At 71.7% G+C, this 15684-nt stretch carries 19 protein-coding genes; 7 read left to right on the forward strand and 12 right to left on the reverse strand.

Annotated features, from left to right (window positions below; genetic code table 11):
- Positions 1-44 precede the first annotated feature (44 nt).
- The gene (locus ITJ69_RS03145) at positions 45-236 is read right to left on the reverse strand and encodes a hypothetical protein (RefSeq protein ID WP_194671979.1); all 192 of its coding nucleotides are present in this window, start codon (positions 234-236) and stop codon (positions 45-47) included.
- Positions 237-358: 122 nt separating this feature from the next.
- On the reverse strand, positions 359-1213 hold the full coding sequence (locus tag ITJ69_RS03150) for a helix-turn-helix transcriptional regulator (RefSeq protein ID WP_194671980.1): 855 nt from the start codon (positions 1211-1213) through the stop codon (positions 359-361).
- A 101-nt stretch (positions 1214-1314) separates the two neighbouring features.
- Between ITJ69_RS03150 and ITJ69_RS03155 the strand changes: the two genes are divergently transcribed.
- The 5 genes from ITJ69_RS03155 (at position 1315) to ITJ69_RS03175 (ending at position 5548) form a co-directional block, all read left to right on the forward strand.
- Positions 1315-2172 (forward strand): aldo/keto reductase, encoded by an 858-nt coding sequence (locus tag ITJ69_RS03155; RefSeq protein ID WP_194671981.1) that lies wholly within the window; start codon positions 1315-1317, stop codon positions 2170-2172.
- A 137-nt stretch (positions 2173-2309) separates the two neighbouring features.
- Positions 2310-2855 (forward strand): flavodoxin, encoded by a 546-nt coding sequence (locus ITJ69_RS03160; RefSeq protein WP_323742939.1) that lies wholly within the window; start codon positions 2310-2312, stop codon positions 2853-2855.
- A gap of 52 nt (positions 2856-2907) precedes the next feature.
- Complete coding sequence (locus ITJ69_RS03165) at positions 2908-3948, forward strand: LacI family DNA-binding transcriptional regulator (RefSeq protein ID WP_323742940.1); 1041 nt, start codon at positions 2908-2910, stop codon at positions 3946-3948.
- Between the two features lie 90 nt (positions 3949-4038).
- Positions 4039-5070, forward strand: coding sequence for a Gfo/Idh/MocA family protein (locus tag ITJ69_RS03170; protein WP_194671983.1), 1032 nt, complete (start codon positions 4039-4041; stop codon positions 5068-5070).
- Positions 5071-5083: 13 nt separating this feature from the next.
- Positions 5084-5548 carry a heme-degrading domain-containing protein gene (locus ITJ69_RS03175; protein ID WP_194671984.1) on the forward strand — a complete coding sequence of 155 codons (465 nt, stop codon included), beginning with the start codon at positions 5084-5086 and terminating at the stop codon, positions 5546-5548.
- Between the two features lie 188 nt (positions 5549-5736).
- On the opposite strand, the gene ITJ69_RS03180 is transcribed toward ITJ69_RS03175, so the two are convergent.
- The 9 genes from ITJ69_RS03180 to ITJ69_RS03220 form a co-directional block, all read right to left on the reverse strand.
- Entirely contained in the window at positions 5737-6036 is a 300-nt protein-coding gene (locus tag ITJ69_RS03180) for a Dabb family protein (RefSeq protein WP_123294686.1), read from the reverse strand.
- A complete protein-coding gene (locus tag ITJ69_RS03185) occupies positions 6033-6968 on the reverse strand; it encodes a TolB family protein (RefSeq protein ID WP_194671985.1) in 936 nt (311 codons plus the stop codon). Before ITJ69_RS03185 ends, ITJ69_RS03180 begins: the two co-directional genes overlap by 4 nt.
- Before the next feature lie 38 nt (positions 6969-7006).
- On the reverse strand, positions 7007-7615 hold the full coding sequence (locus ITJ69_RS20860) for a TetR/AcrR family transcriptional regulator (protein ID WP_194671986.1): 609 nt from the start codon (positions 7613-7615) through the stop codon (positions 7007-7009).
- On the reverse strand, positions 7608-8459 hold the full coding sequence (locus ITJ69_RS03195) for an alpha/beta fold hydrolase (protein ID WP_194671987.1): 852 nt from the start codon (positions 8457-8459) through the stop codon (positions 7608-7610). Before ITJ69_RS03195 ends, ITJ69_RS20860 begins: the two co-directional genes overlap by 8 nt.
- A 148-nt stretch (positions 8460-8607) precedes the next feature.
- A complete protein-coding gene (locus ITJ69_RS03200; RefSeq protein ID WP_194671988.1) occupies positions 8608-9627 on the reverse strand; it encodes a glycosyl hydrolase family 18 protein in 1020 nt (339 codons plus the stop codon).
- A gap of 12 nt (positions 9628-9639) precedes the next feature.
- Positions 9640-11280, reverse strand: coding sequence for a long-chain-fatty-acid--CoA ligase (locus ITJ69_RS03205; RefSeq protein WP_194671989.1), 1641 nt, complete (start codon positions 11278-11280; stop codon positions 9640-9642).
- Positions 11281-11336: 56 nt separating this feature from the next.
- Positions 11337-11933 (reverse strand): TetR/AcrR family transcriptional regulator, encoded by a 597-nt coding sequence (locus tag ITJ69_RS03210; RefSeq protein ID WP_194671990.1) that lies wholly within the window; start codon positions 11931-11933, stop codon positions 11337-11339.
- 49 nt (positions 11934-11982) lie between these two features.
- Positions 11983-12144: a hypothetical protein gene (locus ITJ69_RS03215; RefSeq protein ID WP_159573320.1), complete on the reverse strand. Its 162-nt coding sequence runs from the start codon at positions 12142-12144 to the stop codon at positions 11983-11985.
- An 81-nt stretch (positions 12145-12225) separates the two neighbouring features.
- Positions 12226-12447, reverse strand: a complete 222-nt coding sequence (locus ITJ69_RS03220) for a hypothetical protein (protein ID WP_123939081.1) — start codon at positions 12445-12447, stop codon at positions 12226-12228.
- Positions 12448-12701: 254 nt separating this feature from the next.
- On the opposite strand from ITJ69_RS03220, the gene ITJ69_RS03225 reads away from it, so the two are divergent.
- On the forward strand, positions 12702-13652 hold the full coding sequence (locus ITJ69_RS03225) for an AraC family transcriptional regulator (RefSeq protein WP_111084859.1): 951 nt from the start codon (positions 12702-12704) through the stop codon (positions 13650-13652).
- A gap of 24 nt (positions 13653-13676) precedes the next feature.
- Entirely contained in the window at positions 13677-14609 is a 933-nt protein-coding gene (locus ITJ69_RS03230; protein WP_194671991.1) for an aminoglycoside phosphotransferase family protein, read from the forward strand.
- A 58-nt stretch (positions 14610-14667) separates the two neighbouring features.
- On the opposite strand, the gene ITJ69_RS03235 is transcribed toward ITJ69_RS03230, so the two are convergent.
- Entirely contained in the window at positions 14668-15672 is a 1005-nt protein-coding gene (locus ITJ69_RS03235; protein ID WP_194671992.1) for an acetylxylan esterase, read from the reverse strand.
- Positions 15673-15684 lie beyond the last annotated feature (12 nt).

Genomic DNA, 15684 nt, shown 5'->3' on the forward strand with positions numbered 1-15684 from the left:
GCGGGCCGTGCGGACGGTTCAGGATGCACGGCCCGTCGCCGCGGTCAGTGCTCCTTGACGAGCGCCTCGACGTCGTTGCCGTCGAGGTCGCTCACGAACGCCGTGTCGGCGCGGTACTCGGGCCAGTACCGGGGCTCGTGGCGCGAGACCCCGCCGGCTGCGACGGCCGCCCGGTGGAACGCGTCGACCTCGGTGTGGCTCGCGGCCTCGAACGCCAGGTGCAGACCGCGGGTCACCGTCGTCGTCGTGGGTGCGGTCTCGAGCGAGACGCTCGGGGTGTCCTGGCCGGTGACCCAGTACTCCGCGATGGAGACGGTGCGGTAGGCGACGACCGGGCACGGAAGTGACGGTACCCGGGTCAGCTCGTGGCGGAGGTCGCCGACAGGCTGCCGAGCAGGGTGAGACGTTCTTCGGTGGGGGACCCGACTGTCGCCGTGCAGGCGTACATGGTCCACCCGGGGCTGTCGGGCAGGTCGAACGCCTCGTACGTGAACTCGAGGTCGCCGACGTCGGGGTGGTGGATCCGCTTCGCGCCGGTGCGGTGGAACCGGACGTCGTGGGCAGCCCAGCGGGCCCGGAACTCGTCGGACCGGGTCACGAGCTCCCCGATGAGTCCGGTGAGGTCCTTGTCGTGCGGGTGTTGTCCGGCGGTCTGTCGGAGCGTCGCGACGATGCTGTTCGCGCCCGCCACCCAGTCCGGGTAGAAGGTCCGGGCCGCAGGGTCGAGGAACGTGAACCGTGCGTTGTTGCCCTGCGCGCCCGGGGCGTCGAGGACCGGCGCCAGGAGCGCCCGGCCGAGCGGGTTCGTCGCGACGATGTCCATCTGCCGGTTCCGCACCCACGTCGGTGTCCCGGTGACCGTGTCGAGGAAGCGCTGGAGACTCGGACGCACGACCGGTTCCGACGTGGTGGTCCGCCGACGGAGCGGGGTCGGAGCCGCGCCGCGGGCGAGGTCGTGCAGGTGCTCGGTCTCGGCGTCGTCCAGTTGCAGCGCACGGGCGATCGCCTCGAGGATCTCGGTGGACACCCCGGAGAGGTTCCCGCGCTCGATCTTGGCGTAGTAGTCGATGCTCGTCCCCGCGAGCATCGCGACCTCCTCGCGACGGAGCCCGGGGACGCGCCGCCGACCGCCGCTGATGAGGCCGGCCTGCTCGGGCGTGATGCGAGCACGCCGGGTGCGGAGGAAGTCGCTGACCTCGGCCTGGTTGTCCATACTCCTCACCGTACGACGACGCGCTGTCGTGAAGGAGTGACTGCTGGTACACGGAAGAGCCCGCCCTCCCACGCACGCCGCCGCGGGAGTCTCATGGAGTCATGGCCAACACGACTCCCACAGTGACCCTCAACACCGGTACGACGATGCCGCAGCTCGGCTTCGGCGTCTACCAGATCCCCGCCGACGAGACCGAGCGGGCCGTCACCGATGCGATCACGTCCGGCTACCGACTGATCGACACCGCCGCCTCGTACGGCAACGAGGAAGCCGTCGGCCGGGGCATCGCCGCCAGCGGTGTGCCCCGCGAGGAGCTGTTCATCACCTCGAAGCTGTGGATCCAGCGCCGCGGCGAGGACGGCGCCCGTGACGCGATCACCACGTCGTTGCAGAAGCTCGGCCTGGACTACCTCGACCTGTACCTGATCCACCAGCCGTTCGGTGACTACTACGGCGAGTGGCGTGCCCTCGAAGCGGCGCACCGAGACGGCCGGCTCCGCGCGATCGGCGTGTCCAACTTCGCCGCCGACCGACTCGTCGACCTCATCGCGTTCGCCGACGTCGTGCCCGCGGTGAACCAGATGGAGACGAACCCGTTCCACCAGCAGGCCGACTACCAGGAGCTGCTGCAGAAGGAGGGCGTGCAGCTCGAGGCGTGGGCGCCGTTCGCCGAGGGCAAGAACGATCTGTTCACCAACCCGGTCCTGTCCGAGATCGGTGCGGCGCACGGCAAGTCGGTCGCGCAGGTCGTGCTCCGGTGGCTCGTGCAGCGCGGCGTCGTGGTCGTGTCGAAGTCCGTCAAGCCCGAGCGCATGCAGCAGAACCTCGACGTCGTCGACTTCGAGCTCACCGACGAGCAGATGGCGACGATCGCCGAGCTCGAGGCCGGTGAGTCGCAGTTCTTCTCCCACGTCGACCCCGACATGGTCCGCTGGCTCACCGGCCGCGCCGAAGCCTGATCTGCGTGCCCGGCCGGCAGCCCACCCGCCGCCAGGTGCTGCGGACCGCCACAGCGAGCACGCTCAGTGTCGCCGTGGGTGGGCTGTTGGCCGCGTGCACCACCGCGCCCACTCCGTCCACCACACCGAGGAGCACCGTGTCCCCGACCGCGCGCGACGACCGCGTCCTGCTGGCGTACTTCTCCCGACCCGGCGAGAACTACTGGAACGGCGGTCGGCGCACCATCGACACGGGCAACACCGAGGTCGTCGCCGGTCTGATCGGTGACCGGATCGACTGCGACGTCGTCCGCATCGAGGCCGCCGACCCCTACTCCGACCGCTACGACGCCACCGTGGCGCGCAACAGCACGGAGCAGGACGACGACGCCCGTCCGGAGATCGCGAGCGAACTGCCCGATCTGCGCGCCTACGACACGGTGCTGCTCGGGAGCCCGATCTGGAACGTCCAGCCGCCGATGATCATGGCGACCTTCGTCGAGGCCGTCGACCTGTCCGGCAAGCGGCTGCTGCCGGTCGTCACGTACGCGGTGAGCGGTCTGGGCTCCACCGAGTCCTTCTACCGCGACCTCGACACCGGGGCGACGCTCGGCGAGGGGCTCGCAGTGCGCGGCGAAGACGTCCGCGAGCGCGCTGCCGGAGACGACGTCGACCGGTGGCTGCGGAACGTCGGGCTCACCTGACCGTCACGGGCCTCCTGCTCGGTGCGTCCTTCGCACGTGCCAGACTGGCCGGGTGACAACGGGGACCGACGACCTGCCGGAGCGGCGCCCCACCGGCGGCCGCCTGCCGACGATGCGCGACGTCGCCGAGCACGTCGGGATGTCCCGGCAGCTCGTCTCGCTCGTGCTCCGCGGTGCGCCCGGACCCAGCGCGGAGTCCCGCGACCGGATCCTCGCCGCGGCCGCTGAGCTCGGCTACCGCCCGCACACCTCTGCCAGGCTGCTCCGCGAGGGCCGCACGCGGCTCATCGGTGCGGTCTTCAGCATGCGCAACCCGTTCCAGGTCCGGTTCGTCGAACGGCTCTTCGCCCGTGCCGCCGAGCAGGGCTTCGGCGTCGCCCTCGGTCCCGCCGGCGCCGAGCGGACCACGGACCAGGTGGTGGCCGACCTGCTCGGCGAGCGCGTCGAGGCCCTCGTCGTGTTCAACCCCGACCCCGACGCGACCGCGCTCGAGGAGGCGAGCCGTCTCGTGCCGGTCGTGCTCCTCGGCGAGTGGACGGACGCCCCCTACGCCGACAACGTGCACGTGGACGAGACCGGCGGACTCCGCGCGGCGGTCGAGCACCTGGTCGCCCTGGGCCACCAACGCATCGCGTACGTCGGTGGCGAGGACGGGCTCGTCGGCCTCGATCGCGCGACCGCCTACCGCGACGCGATGCAGGGCGTCGGACTCGCAGCCGAGACCGACGTCGTGTCGAGCGGCTTCAGCGAAGAGGGTGGCGCCGCGGCCGCCCGCACGCTCGTCGCCCGCGACAACCTGCCCACCGCCGTGGTCTGCTGCGGTGACCAGTGCGCCACCGGCCTGCTCGCCGTCTTCGCGCAGCACGGTGTCGACGTGCCGGGACGGGTGTCGGTGGTCGGCTTCGACGACAGCTACCTCGCGTCGCTCAGCTACCACCGCCTGACGTCGGTGCACCAGGACGTCGAGGCGACGGTCGACGCGGCGCTCGCTGCGGTCCTCGACCGGACCTCGGGGAACGGTGGGGAGCGACGTCGTGTCGCGACACCGACCGGCCTCGTGGTGCGCGAGTCGACGGGTCCCGTCGCGCGCTGACCCGGAACGACATCGTGGTCGTCGCACGACGTCCACGATGTCGTTCCGCATCGCCCACACGTCGTTTTGGCTCGTGCTAACCTCGCCACCATGATCCCGAGCGCCCTGCCTGAACCCGACGTCTTCACCGCCGACTCCGGCGAGCCCGCCCTGCGTTGGGGCATCGTCGGCCCCGGCTGGATCGCCGGTGAGTTCGCCGACGCGCTCGGTGCCCACACCGCCCAACGCGTCGTCGCGGTGGCCGCACGTTCGCTCGACCGGGCCGAACGGTTCGCCGCGGAACGGGGGATCGAGAACGCGCTCGGCAGCGTCGATGCTCTGCTGGCACGGTCCGATGTCGACGTCGTGTACATCGCGACGCCGCAGAGCGACCACGCGCCGACCGCCCTCGCCGCGATCGCCGCCGGCAAGCACGTCCTGGTCGAGAAGCCCTTCACGGTGACCGCTGCCGAAGCCCGAGCGGTCGCCGATGCCGCCCGCGCAGCCGGCGTGTTCGTCATGGAGGCGATGTGGAGCCGCTACCTGCCGCAGGCCTCGGTGCTCCGCACCCTGCTGGCGGACGGTGCGCTCGGCGAGGTGCGCAGCGTGCTCGCCGATCACGGCCAGGCGATCCCGTTCGGCCCGGACCACCGGCTGTTCCGTCCGGAGCTCGGCGGGGGAGCGCTGCTCGACCTCGGCATCTACACCGTGCAGTTCGCCTCGATGGTGCTCGGGTCCCCGGACTGCGTCACGGCACGGGGCCGGATGACCGAGTCCGGCGTCGACGCCTCCGGCTCACTCGTCCTCGAACACGGCGCCGCCCAGGCCGTCCTGCACACGACCATCGCCGCCCGGACGCCGACGACCGCGTCGATCGCCGGCACCGAGGGCACGATCGACTTCGCCGGACCGTTCTACAACCCGACGACCTTCACGATCTCGGCAGCAGCACACGGTTCGCACGCCCTGCACTGGCAGGACCCGACACCACTGCGGGGCTTCGCCGCCCTGGCCTGGGAAGCCACCGCCCTGGCACGCTTCGTCGGTGAGGGGCGGACGGAGTCCCCGTTCCACACCCTCGACGAGACGATCTCGATCCTCGAGACCATCGACACCGCCCGCGCGCAGATCGCCGCGGGTTGAGCAGGAGACGACGATGTCCGACCGCATCACCACCCTCGAACAGCAGGAGCGCGACCTCGTGCTCGACGCCTTCACCCACGACGACGCCTGGGAGCTGGGTTCCCTGATCCGCGGCATCGCCCACGAGGCCGGCCACGCCGTCGGCATCGACATCCGGCGTCCCGGCCTCGGGCTGTTCCGCGCCGCCACCCCGGGGATCACCCCGGACCAGCACGTCTGGATCGACCGCAAGGCCGCGGTGGTGCTCCGGATGGAGCAGTCGAGTGCTCTCGTCGACGCCCGGTTGTCTGCCGCCGGGGTCGATCCCGCCGCGATCGGGTGGCTCGGCGCCGAGTACGCCGTGACCGGAGGGTCGTTCCCGATCCGGGTCCGCGGCGCCGGGGTGGTCGCGGCCGTGACGGCGTCCGGCCTGTCCTCGATGGAGGACCACGACCTGGTCGTCGCTGGCCTGCGCGCGTTCCTCGCCTCGCGTTCCTGACGCGACCGGATGCGGACGGGAGGCACGGTGCCAGCTGGCACCGCGCCTCCCGCCCGTCACCCGGTCCCGTCCGCGACCCGTGAGGTTCCACGACCCGCCGCTCACGTTCCCCGAGGTTCCGCGGACGGCCCCTGGGTGCCCCGAGATGCGACGATTTCGGAACCTGGGGGCGCCCAGTGGACGCGCGCTCAGGCGGGCAGGGGCACGAAGTCGAACTCCTGGAACGATGCGACCTCGTCCGCCCAGCGGGTGGCGACGAAGCGCTGGTGCGCGGGGTGTGCGTCGTACGCCGAGTAGGTGTCCTGGTCGGCGAACGCCATCGAGAACTGGAACCGGAAGTCGCTCTGCGTGGACACCTGGCGGGACACCGTGAAGTCCTGCACGCCGGGGATCGCCGGCAGGGTGTCGCGGGCGGTCTCGAGGAACGCTGCCTCGTGCGGGGAGCCGGCGGCGTGGACGAGCGTGAAGCAGACGGTGTGGACGATCATGCGGGGTCTCCGGTGGGGTAGTCGACGAAGGCGAAGGCGGACCCGTCGGGAGCCCACCCGTTGACGTTGAGGGTGCCCTGCCCGCCGTCGAGCTCGACGATGGTCTCGGCTGCCTGCCAGACCTCGGGTCCCCAGGCGCTGACGGATCCGTCACCGGTGACGAGGCGCAACCGCACGCGCTCGTCGGCCGGGTGCCCCTCGGTGCCGGGCGGGAACGACAGGTAGACGGCGGCGTCGCCGGTTGGGGCGGGGTGCGGGAACCAGTTGACGCGCTCGTCGACCGTGAGCTGCTCGATCCCGGTGCCGTCCGGCCGGACCCGGGCGATCTGCGCGTGCCCCGGCGCGGACTCGAACTGCTCGGTGTTGAACAGGATCCACGCGCCGTCCGGCGTCCACTCCGGGCCGTCGGCCGCGGAGGGGTCCGTCGTCACGGCGCGGTCCGAGCTGCCGTCGACGCCCATCACCCGGATTGTGCCCGAGGCCCAGACGGCGTCACCGGACGGGTCGAGCCGGACGTAGGCGAGCTCGGAGCCGTCGGGGCTGACGCCGTGCAGGAAGTGCAGACCGCCGTCGTCCGCGGTGACCCGGGTCGCTGCGCCGCCGGCGAGCGGGGCGCTCCAGATCTGGAAGTCGTTCGCGCTGACGTGCACGGTGACGCCGTCGGGATCGAGCACGTGGTCGTTGTTCAGGGGCGGGACGCCCTCGATCGCGACGTGCTCCGGAGCTGCGGCGCCGTCGGACGGCATCGTCCAGAGGACCCCGTCGCCGTTCAGCACGAGACGGCCGTCGGCGGTCCAGTTCGGCGCTTCGTAGAGCCGCTCGGCGGACTCGTGCACGGTGGTCACGCTGCGGTCGGCTCGGTGCCAGATCCGGATCCGGCAGGTCTGGCCCGGTGCGAGCACGCGACCCGGGGCTTCATCGTCGAGGGGCATGGCACACCTTCCGCAGTGAATGTTGGCTCGTGACAACCCTACCGGTTCATGGTGTCCGGATCGTGACCATGGCCGGGGGCGGCGGTCGTCGCGCGGAACCCCCGGTCGAGGAACGCGATGATCCACTCGAAGCTCGCGTCGACGTCGGTGCGCATCTGGAACCCACCGGACGTCTCGATGGTCGCGAAGCCGTGCAGCACACTGCGCAGCAGGCGGAGCGCGTGTACCTCGTCGGCGGGGTCGAGCCCGTAGCCGCGCAGCGCCGCTGCGAACGAGGCGAGGGTGCGCTCCAGGGCGACGGCCAACGGGTCGTCCGGCCCGGTGGGACGGATCCCGACCGTCGCCTCGTACCGACCGGGGTACCGCTGCACGTACCGGCGGACGGTCTGCGCGGCCGCCTCGACGGCATCGCGCCCGGCGAGCCCCTGCATCGCGTCGCGCAGGTCGTCGCCGAGTTCGTTCGCGGCGAGGATCGCGATCCGGCGGGTCAGGTCGGTGAGTCCGTCGACGTGCTTGTACAGCGACGGCGACTTCACGCCGAGCCGTTCGGCGACGACGCTCATGCTCAGCCGTGCGAGCCCGATCTCGTCGGCCAGCCCCGCCGCGGCGGTGGTGACGGCGGCGGGGTCGAGTCCTGCCCTAGCCACGGTGGCCACCGACCGGCGCGAGCGTGCGGCCGAGGAAGGGGAGCACGAGCGCGAGGACCTCGGTCGGGGTCTCGGTGTGCGGGTAGTGGCCGGCACCGTCGATGACGGCCAGCTCGCCGAGCCCGTCGGGCAGGTCGGCCAGGACCCGCTCGCCCTCGGCACGCGGGACGGCCCAGTCCGGGTCGGCGCTGCCCTCGATCACCAGGACGGGGCACCGCACGTCCGCCAGCCGTGCACCGGCGTCGGCGGGCGAGGTCTTCGTCATCGCGCGCAGCACCGCCATCCGCTCCGGCTGCTGCAGCGTCGACTCGATGCGGCCCAGTTCCTCGGTCCAGTCGGTCGGCTTCGTCGGCACGGCGAGGTCCAGGTAGGCCAGCCAGCCGGTCAGGCTCCCGGTCGTCATCACCTTGGCGAGCTGGAGCGTGCCGGCGCGGTGGTGGCGGTTCCGGAGCAGGCCGCCGAGGTCGAACGACTGCTTCCGCGTGAACGGTGCCAGCTCGACGATGCCGGTGACGACGTCGGGGGCATCGGCGGCGGCGATGGTGGCCGCCCCGCCGCTGATCGACTGCCCGACGATGACCGCGGGGCCGCCGAGGTGCCGGACGACGGCGATCAGGTCGCGAGCGATGTCGGCGCGCTGGTACGACGCCCATCCCGTGCTCGAGTCGCCACACCCGCGGATGTCGACGTTCGCCACCCGGTAGCCGGCGGCGACGAGTTCGGGGACCAGGAACCGGTAGGCGTGCCGGCTGTCGCCCATGCCGTGTGCGAGGACGACGAGCGGTCCGTCGCCGCTGACGTCGTACGCGATGGTGCCTTCGTCGGTGCGCAGGTGTTCGAGCATGACTGCCTCCATGGCTAAGTGTGTTAGCTAAAAGCTAAGACCATTAGCCGACGCTGTCAAGCCCGCCACGGCGGTTGCGTCGTGCGGCGGCGGACGGGAGGCCCGTGGCGGGCCCGCACCGGGCCTCCCGTCCGCTCGTCGGTCGCCGTCAGTGCACGGTGTCCAGCGTGTCGGACAGGTCCAGGGACCAGACGGCGACCCCTGTCAGGCCGAGCCGCTCGGCGAGCGCCACGCGCTCGCGCAGCGACCGCGCGTCGGACCACCAGAGCACCTCGTCGCTGGGCAGGGTCGCCGTCCACTCGCCCGCTGTCGCGTTCCAGGTCGGGGTGATGCCGGCCTTCCGGACGCGACGACGGGCCTGGTCGTCGGACAGCTGCCCCGCCGGTCGCGGCCCCTTCCAGTGGTAGCCGTACCCGGCGACGCCGAGCACGATCTGGTCGGCGGGCGCGAGGGTGGCGAGCGCCCTGGCGGACTTCGACGCCCAGGGCAACGACCCGACCGGCCCCGGTGCGTCCGGCTCCCACGGGCCGTGCTGGTCGTAGGCCATCAGTGTGAGGTGGTCCAGCGGAGCGCGGAGTGCCCGGACGTCGTACCCCATGCGCGCGTACCCGGACGCGGTCGTCGACGCCGACAGGGCGATGTCGAGCCGGACGTCGTCGCCGACCGCCGCACGGAGCTCCCGCGCGAAGGCCGTCAACCCCGCCGTGTCGGCTGCGGTCAACGCCTCGAGGTCGATCATGACCGAGTCCCACCCGCCGGATCGCACGTCGGTCGAGAGCGCGCGGACGACGTGGGACCGGTTGGCGGGGGACCGGAGCATCCTCCGGGCGATCGGCTCGCTGAAGTCGCCGTCGGCGTAGTTGCTGACGAGCAGCTGCGCCTCGAGCCCGCTGGCGTGCGCCCGGTTGCGTTGCGTCCTCGCCTCGCGGGAGGGGGTGCTGACGCGCGTGCCGGTCCGGCTCAGCAGCAGCCCGTCGACGCCGACGACGTCCATCGCCGATGCGTTGGCGTCGATCAGCGCGGGGTCCGCCCCCTCTGGCTGGAAGCCCGTGACGTCGAACCAGTCGGGTGTGCCGGACTCGGCGTTCGCGGGGCCGGTGCAGCCGGTCAGGACGAGGCCCGCGGTCAGGGTGACGGCGAGGAGGACGGAACGCGGCCTGGTGATCACGCTCCGAGTGTGTCAGGCCGGAGCAGCCGCCGCGTCGACCGGTGTGCTGAACTGCTCGACCAGCGTCCGCTTCAGGACCTTGCCGCTCGGTCCGAGGGGCAGGGCGTCGACCACGTGCACGACCCGCGGGAACTTGTACGCCGCGATCTCGTCGGACACGAAGTGGACGAGCTCGTCCGGGCTGACGGTCGCGCCGGCGCGGAGCACCACGGCGGCCTCGATCTCCTGGCCGTGCAGCTCGTGCGGGACGCCGAAGACCGCCGCCATGGTGACGTCCGGGTGCGTCGCCAGCACCTCTTCGACCTGTCGCGGGTACACGTTGTAGCCGTTGCGGATGATCATGTCCTTCGTGCGGTCGACGATCGTCAGGAACCCGTCGTCGTCCTTCGTGCCGAGGTCGCCGGTGCGGAACCAGCCGTCGACGATCGCCGCGTCGGTGTCCTCCGGCCGGTCCAGGTACCCGTTCATCAGGTTGTGCCCGCGGATGACGAGCTCGCCGATCTCGCCGTGCGGCAGCAGCACGATCGCGTCCGGGGTGGCCGGGTCGGCGATCTCGACGTCGACACCCCACACGGGCGTCCCGATCGTCCCCGGTCGCGGCGCTCGGCCGACGTGGTTGAAGGTCGCCACGGGTGACGTCTCGGTCAGGCCGTAGCCCTCGTGGATCGGCGCGTCGAACACGGACTGGAACCGCTCGAGGACGGCCAACGGCAACGACGCCCCGCCCGAGATCGCGTAGCGCAGGTCCGGGCGTGCGTCGTTGCGGGTCGCGGCGTCGAGCAGTGCCATGTACATCGTCGGCACTCCCATGAAGATCTCGCAGCCGTGCTCGACCATTGCCGACAGCGCTGCGTCGCCGTCGAACTTCGGGAGCATCACGATGGTGGCGCCGGCGCGGAACCCGGTGTTCATCGTGCAGGTCTGACCGAATGTGTGGAACAGCGGGAGTGCCCCGAGTAGGACGTCGCCGCGGTGCATGTCGAAGGTGCTCATCAGGTTCGTGTTGACCTGTTCGAGCAGGGCGAAGTGCGAGCCCTCTGCACCCTTCGGCTTGCCGGTGGTCCCGCTCGTGTACAGGATCGTCGCGGTGTCGAAGGGGTCGCGGGGGACGTAGGTCTCGAGGGGTTCGGCTGCCGCGGCCAGGGCCTCGAGGCGGTCCGGGCCGTCGTGGCCGTCGTGGTCGTCGCGGTCGTCGTGGTCGGCCGGTGCGAGCACGGTGATGACGTCGACGCCGGCGAGCTCGGCACCGGCTGCGCCCTCGGCGAGCAGCGGGGCAGCGCAGACGAGCAGCATGGCGCCGCTGTCCTGCAGCAGGTACTCGATCTCGCGCCGCTTGAGCAGCGCGTGGACGGGGACGACGACGGCGCCGAGTGCGAGGGTTGCGTAGTAGACGCGGGCGAAGTCCGCGACGTTCGGCACGAGCATCGCCACGCGCGATCCCTCGGTGACCCCGCGGGCCCGGAGCGCTCCGGCGTAGGCGAGGGTCTCGGACCACAGCTCGGCGTAGGTGGTGCGGTGGTCGCCGACGATCACGGCGACGTCGTCCGGGTACCGCGCGGCGGACTCGGCCAGGATCGCGGCGACCGAGGCGGTGGCTCGGATCGGTCTGGGGGTGCCGTGGTGAGCGGCGGTGGTGGGCTCGGTGCGCGTCATTCCGGTCTCCGTCTTCGGTGACGAGTGGTTCCCCGGATCATACGTCCGGCCGCCGGTCAGAACGTCGTGCGCTCCTCGAACACCGACATGATCATGGCCGCACCGAGCCGCGCGCTCCGGGCGGGCTTCGCCGAGCCCTGCACGGCTGACTCCACCCGGGCTCCCTCGACCAGCAGCGACAGGGTCTCGGCGATGTGCGACGGCATGTCCGCACGGGTGCACAGCAACGTGAGGTGGCTCTCGACGTCGCGGAAGTGCTCGGCTGCGAGCGCGGCGATCTCCGGGTCCTGCCGTCCGAGCTCGGCGTGTCCGTTGATGAACGCGCAGCCGCGCCACCCCTCGTCCGCGAAGCACTCCTCGAGGTAGTTGAAGATGCCGAGGATCTCGTCGCGGGGATCCGCTGAGGTGGTGGCGATGTGGTCCAGGGCTCGACGCCACGCGCCGTGCCAGCGTCGCAGGACCGCCACCACGAGCGCCTGCTTGGACGGGTAGGCCGCCGTCAGCTCGTCCACGCTCATGCCCGCGTGCGCGGCGACGTCCTCGAAGCGCACCGGGATCACGCCGTGTGCCGTGAAGAGGTCGTCGGCGGCCTTGGATGCGGTGCGCTGCGCGGTCGTCTCGACGGCCGGGGGCGTGAGTGTGAGGAGCGTCATGGGGAAGTGTGGATCACCCTATCGATCGGTTCGGACGGCGGTCGAGAGCTCAGGATGCGAAGAAGTCCGCGTAGGACGGGTCGGCGTGACCCATGTGCGCACTGAGACGGGCCTGCACGATCTCGTCGAGGTCGGCGGGCGGGGTCAAGCCCCGTCGGCGCCACTCGACCGGGTTGCTGCGGAGCTGCTCGAGCGTGCTCTGGTCAAGCATCGTGGCGTTCCTGTTCTGCGAAGAGTGCGGTCATGTCGATGGCCTGGGTGCGGACGTCCTCGAACGTGGATCCCTCGCGGATCACGCGGAGAGTCCGAGCACGGCGGCGGCGGACGCGAGGACGCTCACCGAGACGATGCCGGTGCTCACCGCGGCGATCTGCAGCGTGCGCTGTCGCTGGGCGTCCCGCAGTTCGCTGAAGCCGCCGCGGTGGCGGTTGCGTCGGCCGGACGCCGACGTCGCTTCGAATGCCTGCTTGGGTGCGCTGATCGGGTGGACCGGAGTTGCGGTCACGGCGGTCATGTCGTCCTCGTGTTCTCCTGAGCGGCCCGTTGCCGCTGGATGACACGACCGTACGAGCAGCGGGGTCGTCGGTGCGCGCCAGGACCGATGACTCGACGGATCGCGGATGTCGGGAGCGGCCCGGCGGTCGAAATCCGGACATCGTCCCGTCGCCAGGAGCATCCGGTCCACGCGACGACGATCGTCGGTAGCGCTTCTCGGACAGCGACACGGACGACGCGTGTCCGTTCGGTCACACTGCTCTCGGTGAACCGATGACAGACGAACGAGCTCGCGTGCAGGACGACGTCCGGTCCGCCGACGTCGACGAAGCACGCGATTTCCTGGTCGGGGCGTACGACGCCTCCGAGTGGCGCGCCGAGACGACCGCGCAGCCCTTCACCTTCCGGTACTCAGCTGTCGGCGACTCGACGATGACGTTGCGCGCGATCCGGTTCGACGGGCACCTCGACGGCGTCATGACGCCGTCGGACGACTTCGTCGTGCAGTGGATCACCAGGGGTACCGGCTTCATCGGCGAGGGTGACGACCGCCTCGTGAGCGCCGTGGGCCGGCCGCAGCTGTGGCCGCAGGACGGCGCCGCGTTCACGTACCAGGACTACGACCAGCGTCTCGTCCAGATCAACCGGGCATCGCTCGAGGAGGTCGCCGGCGAGCGCGGCGCGGCGTCGGGCGGCGTGCAGCTCGACCACACCGTGCAACCCGACGACCGGGCCGTGACGATGTGGCGGAACACCGTCAAGCTCATCTCGCACACGGTGCTCGACCGGCAGGTCTCACCGCTGCTGCAGGCCGAGATGGGTCGGCTGGGGGCGCTGGCGCTGCTCGAGCTGTACCCGGTCGTCTCGGCCACGCTGCCGGACGAACTGCTGCTCCCGCGCAACGCGCACATCCGCCGGGCCGTCGAGTACGTGCACGAGCACGCCCACCTGCCGATCACGAGCACCGACCTGGCCGAGGTGGCCTCCCTGAGCCTGCGTGCCCTGCAGCAGGCGTTCCAGCGGCAGCTCGGGGTGAGCCCGAACGGCTACCTGCGCGGGGTCCGTCTCGACCGGGTGCGCGACGAGCTCGTGCACGCCGACCCGGCGGGGACGAGCATCGCCGACGTCGCCCGGCAGTGGGGGTTCGCCCACGCTGGTCGGTTCTCGGCCGCCTACCTCGAGCGCCACGGCGAGTACCCCCGGGACACGATGCGGCGGGCGTGACACCCCGACGGCCATGATGGGTGCGTGCTCGACGACGACACCCACCGCCACCGACTGGACGCGGTCCTTCGTGCCGTCGGGAGCTCGGACGACCAGGCCGAACGGCTGCTGGGCGGATCCGTGAACCACACGTACCGGGTGCGGCGAGCGGTCGGTGCCGACGTCGTCGTGCGGTTCCCCGTCGACGCCCTGCGCTCGGACGAGTTCCCCGTCGAGGCGTGGGCCGCGCGAGCGGCTGCCGCAGCGGGCATCGAGGTCCCTCGGCCCCTCGACCACGGCATCCAGGACGGCGTCCCCTTCATCGTGTCCGAGTACGTCGAACCCGACCCGCGGCCGATCGATCACCCCTGGACGTGGCTCGGGTCATCCGCCCGCACCGTCGCCTCGATCGACCTGGGCGAGGCGCCGGCGTCGCTGTTCACCCGCTTCGGCACCGACCTGGCTCGGGCGTGGTCGGCGCACCTGGCCTACAACAGCGCAGCGCTCGTCGCGGACGATCCACTCCGCCGGGACGGCGCCTACAACTCGGCCGGCGCGCTCCGGAGGCACTTCGAGCGGCTGGCCGCGGAGCACTTCGCGTTCGGACTCGCACACGGTGACCTGGCACCGCGGAACCTGATCGCACGGGGACCGGGTCGTGCGCCCGTGCTCATCGACTGGGGCGCTGCCGAGACCGGTCCGTCACCGTGGACCGACGCTCGTCGGGTGTTCGAGTGGGCGTTCGTCGACGCGACGATCTCGCGGGCCGAGTACGACGAGTTCACCGCTGCCGCCGGGCTGGCCACTCCGGCTGACCACGCGATCCTGGCGTCGCTCACCGCGCTGCACCTCGTCGACGTGACCCGGTGGGCGCGGGAGCAGCGGCCGGACCTGTACGCCGAGTACGTCGACCGGTGCCGGGTCGGTCTCGAGCGCGTCGAGCATCTCGAGCGGATCGAGCGCGCTTCGGGGGAGTGAGCGGCGAGCGACCGCGGCGGCCCGGGTGGTCGTCGGTCACGCTACGCGGCCGTCGCCGTCACGCCCGTGCGCGCAGGAACGCCACCTGCCGTTCCCAGTGCCGGAAGCCGCCACCCTCGTGCCCGTTGTACGGGTAGACCTCGATCTGACGGTCGGCCAGCGCGTACGTGTCGTCCGCCCCGAGTGCGTTGAAGGCGGCGAAGGTCGTGCGCGGCGGCACGACGTCGTCCATCAGGGCCACGGAGAACAGCGCCGGGGCGGTGATGCCGGCGGCGTGGTTCACCCCGTCGAAGTACGCCGCGGTGTCCCACACCGTGTCGGCTGCGTCGCGGTGCACGGACAGGTAGGTCGCGAGCTCCAGGTACGGGCCCCCGACGGCGATGTCGGTGCCGCCCTCCCAGTCGCACAGGAACGCGACGTCGGGCAGCACCGCGGTGATCGGTCCGACGTGGGCCTCGACCAGGGCAGCTGCGGCGATGGCGATGCCCCCGCCCTGGCTGCCGCCGGTCAGGGCGATGCGTGACGGGTCGACACCGGGCAGCGTCCGCACGGCATCCACCAGGCGGACGGCGTCGGTGTACACCCGGCGGTAGTAGTGGTCCGCGGGGGAGCCGATGCCGCTCGTCATCCACCCGCTCGCGTGCGGTCCGGAGCCGTGCGGGTCGGGGGTGTCGCCGCCGGCCCACCCGCTGCCCTGGCCACGGGTGTCCATGACGACGTGCACGTACCCGGCGAGGGCCCAGTGCACGCGTTCGCCGGGGCGCCCGCGGCCACCGCCGTAGCCGAGGAACTCGACCACGACGGGCAGCGCCGTGTCACGACCGGCCAGCGGTCGCGAGACCCAGGCGCGCACCGGATCGCCGGCGAACCCCGGGAACGTCAGGTCCTCGACGACGAGTCCGGTCACCGGGGTGTCGGCCGGAGCGAGGACGGCAGCCGCCTCCGCTCCGGCCGCCCGGGCCGCGGTGATCGTGTCTGCCCAGAACGCGTCGAAGTCGGCCGGTCGCCGGACCTCGGATCGGTGTCGACGGAGTTCGTCGAGCGGGAGGTCGGTGCGTGCCATGGGTCTCCTCGG

The sequence above is a fragment of the Curtobacterium sp. VKM Ac-2887 genome (assembly GCF_015350935.1).
In the GTDB taxonomy this organism is placed as follows: Bacteria; Actinomycetota; Actinomycetes; order Actinomycetales; family Microbacteriaceae; genus Curtobacterium.

Coding starts and splice junctions, on each gene's coding strand:
- ITJ69_RS03150 (WP_194671980.1), bottom strand. CDS start 1,213: ATGGACAACCAGGCCGAGGTCAGCGACTTCCTCCGCACCCGGCGTGCT.
- ITJ69_RS03155 (WP_194671981.1), top strand. CDS start 1,315: ATGGCCAACACGACTCCCACAGTGACCCTCAACACCGGTACGACGATG.
- ITJ69_RS03170 (WP_194671983.1), top strand. CDS start 4,039: ATGATCCCGAGCGCCCTGCCTGAACCCGACGTCTTCACCGCCGACTCC.
- ITJ69_RS03175 (WP_194671984.1), top strand. CDS start 5,084: ATGTCCGACCGCATCACCACCCTCGAACAGCAGGAGCGCGACCTCGTG.
- ITJ69_RS03180 (WP_123294686.1), bottom strand. CDS start 6,036: ATGATCGTCCACACCGTCTGCTTCACGCTCGTCCACGCCGCCGGCTCC.
- ITJ69_RS03185 (WP_194671985.1), bottom strand. CDS start 6,968: ATGCCCCTCGACGATGAAGCCCCGGGTCGCGTGCTCGCACCGGGCCAG.
- ITJ69_RS03195 (WP_194671987.1), bottom strand. CDS start 8,459: ATGCTCGAACACCTGCGCACCGACGAAGGCACCATCGCGTACGACGTC.
- ITJ69_RS03205 (WP_194671989.1), bottom strand. CDS start 11,280: ATGACGCGCACCGAGCCCACCACCGCCGCTCACCACGGCACCCCCAGA.
- ITJ69_RS03210 (WP_194671990.1), bottom strand. CDS start 11,933: ATGACGCTCCTCACACTCACGCCCCCGGCCGTCGAGACGACCGCGCAG.
- ITJ69_RS03215 (WP_159573320.1), bottom strand. CDS start 12,144: ATGCTTGACCAGAGCACGCTCGAGCAGCTCCGCAGCAACCCGGTCGAG.
- ITJ69_RS03220 (WP_123939081.1), bottom strand. CDS start 12,447: ATGACCGCCGTGACCGCAACTCCGGTCCACCCGATCAGCGCACCCAAG.
- ITJ69_RS03225 (WP_111084859.1), top strand. CDS start 12,702: ATGACAGACGAACGAGCTCGCGTGCAGGACGACGTCCGGTCCGCCGAC.
- ITJ69_RS03235 (WP_194671992.1), bottom strand. CDS start 15,672: ATGGCACGCACCGACCTCCCGCTCGACGAACTCCGTCGACACCGATCC.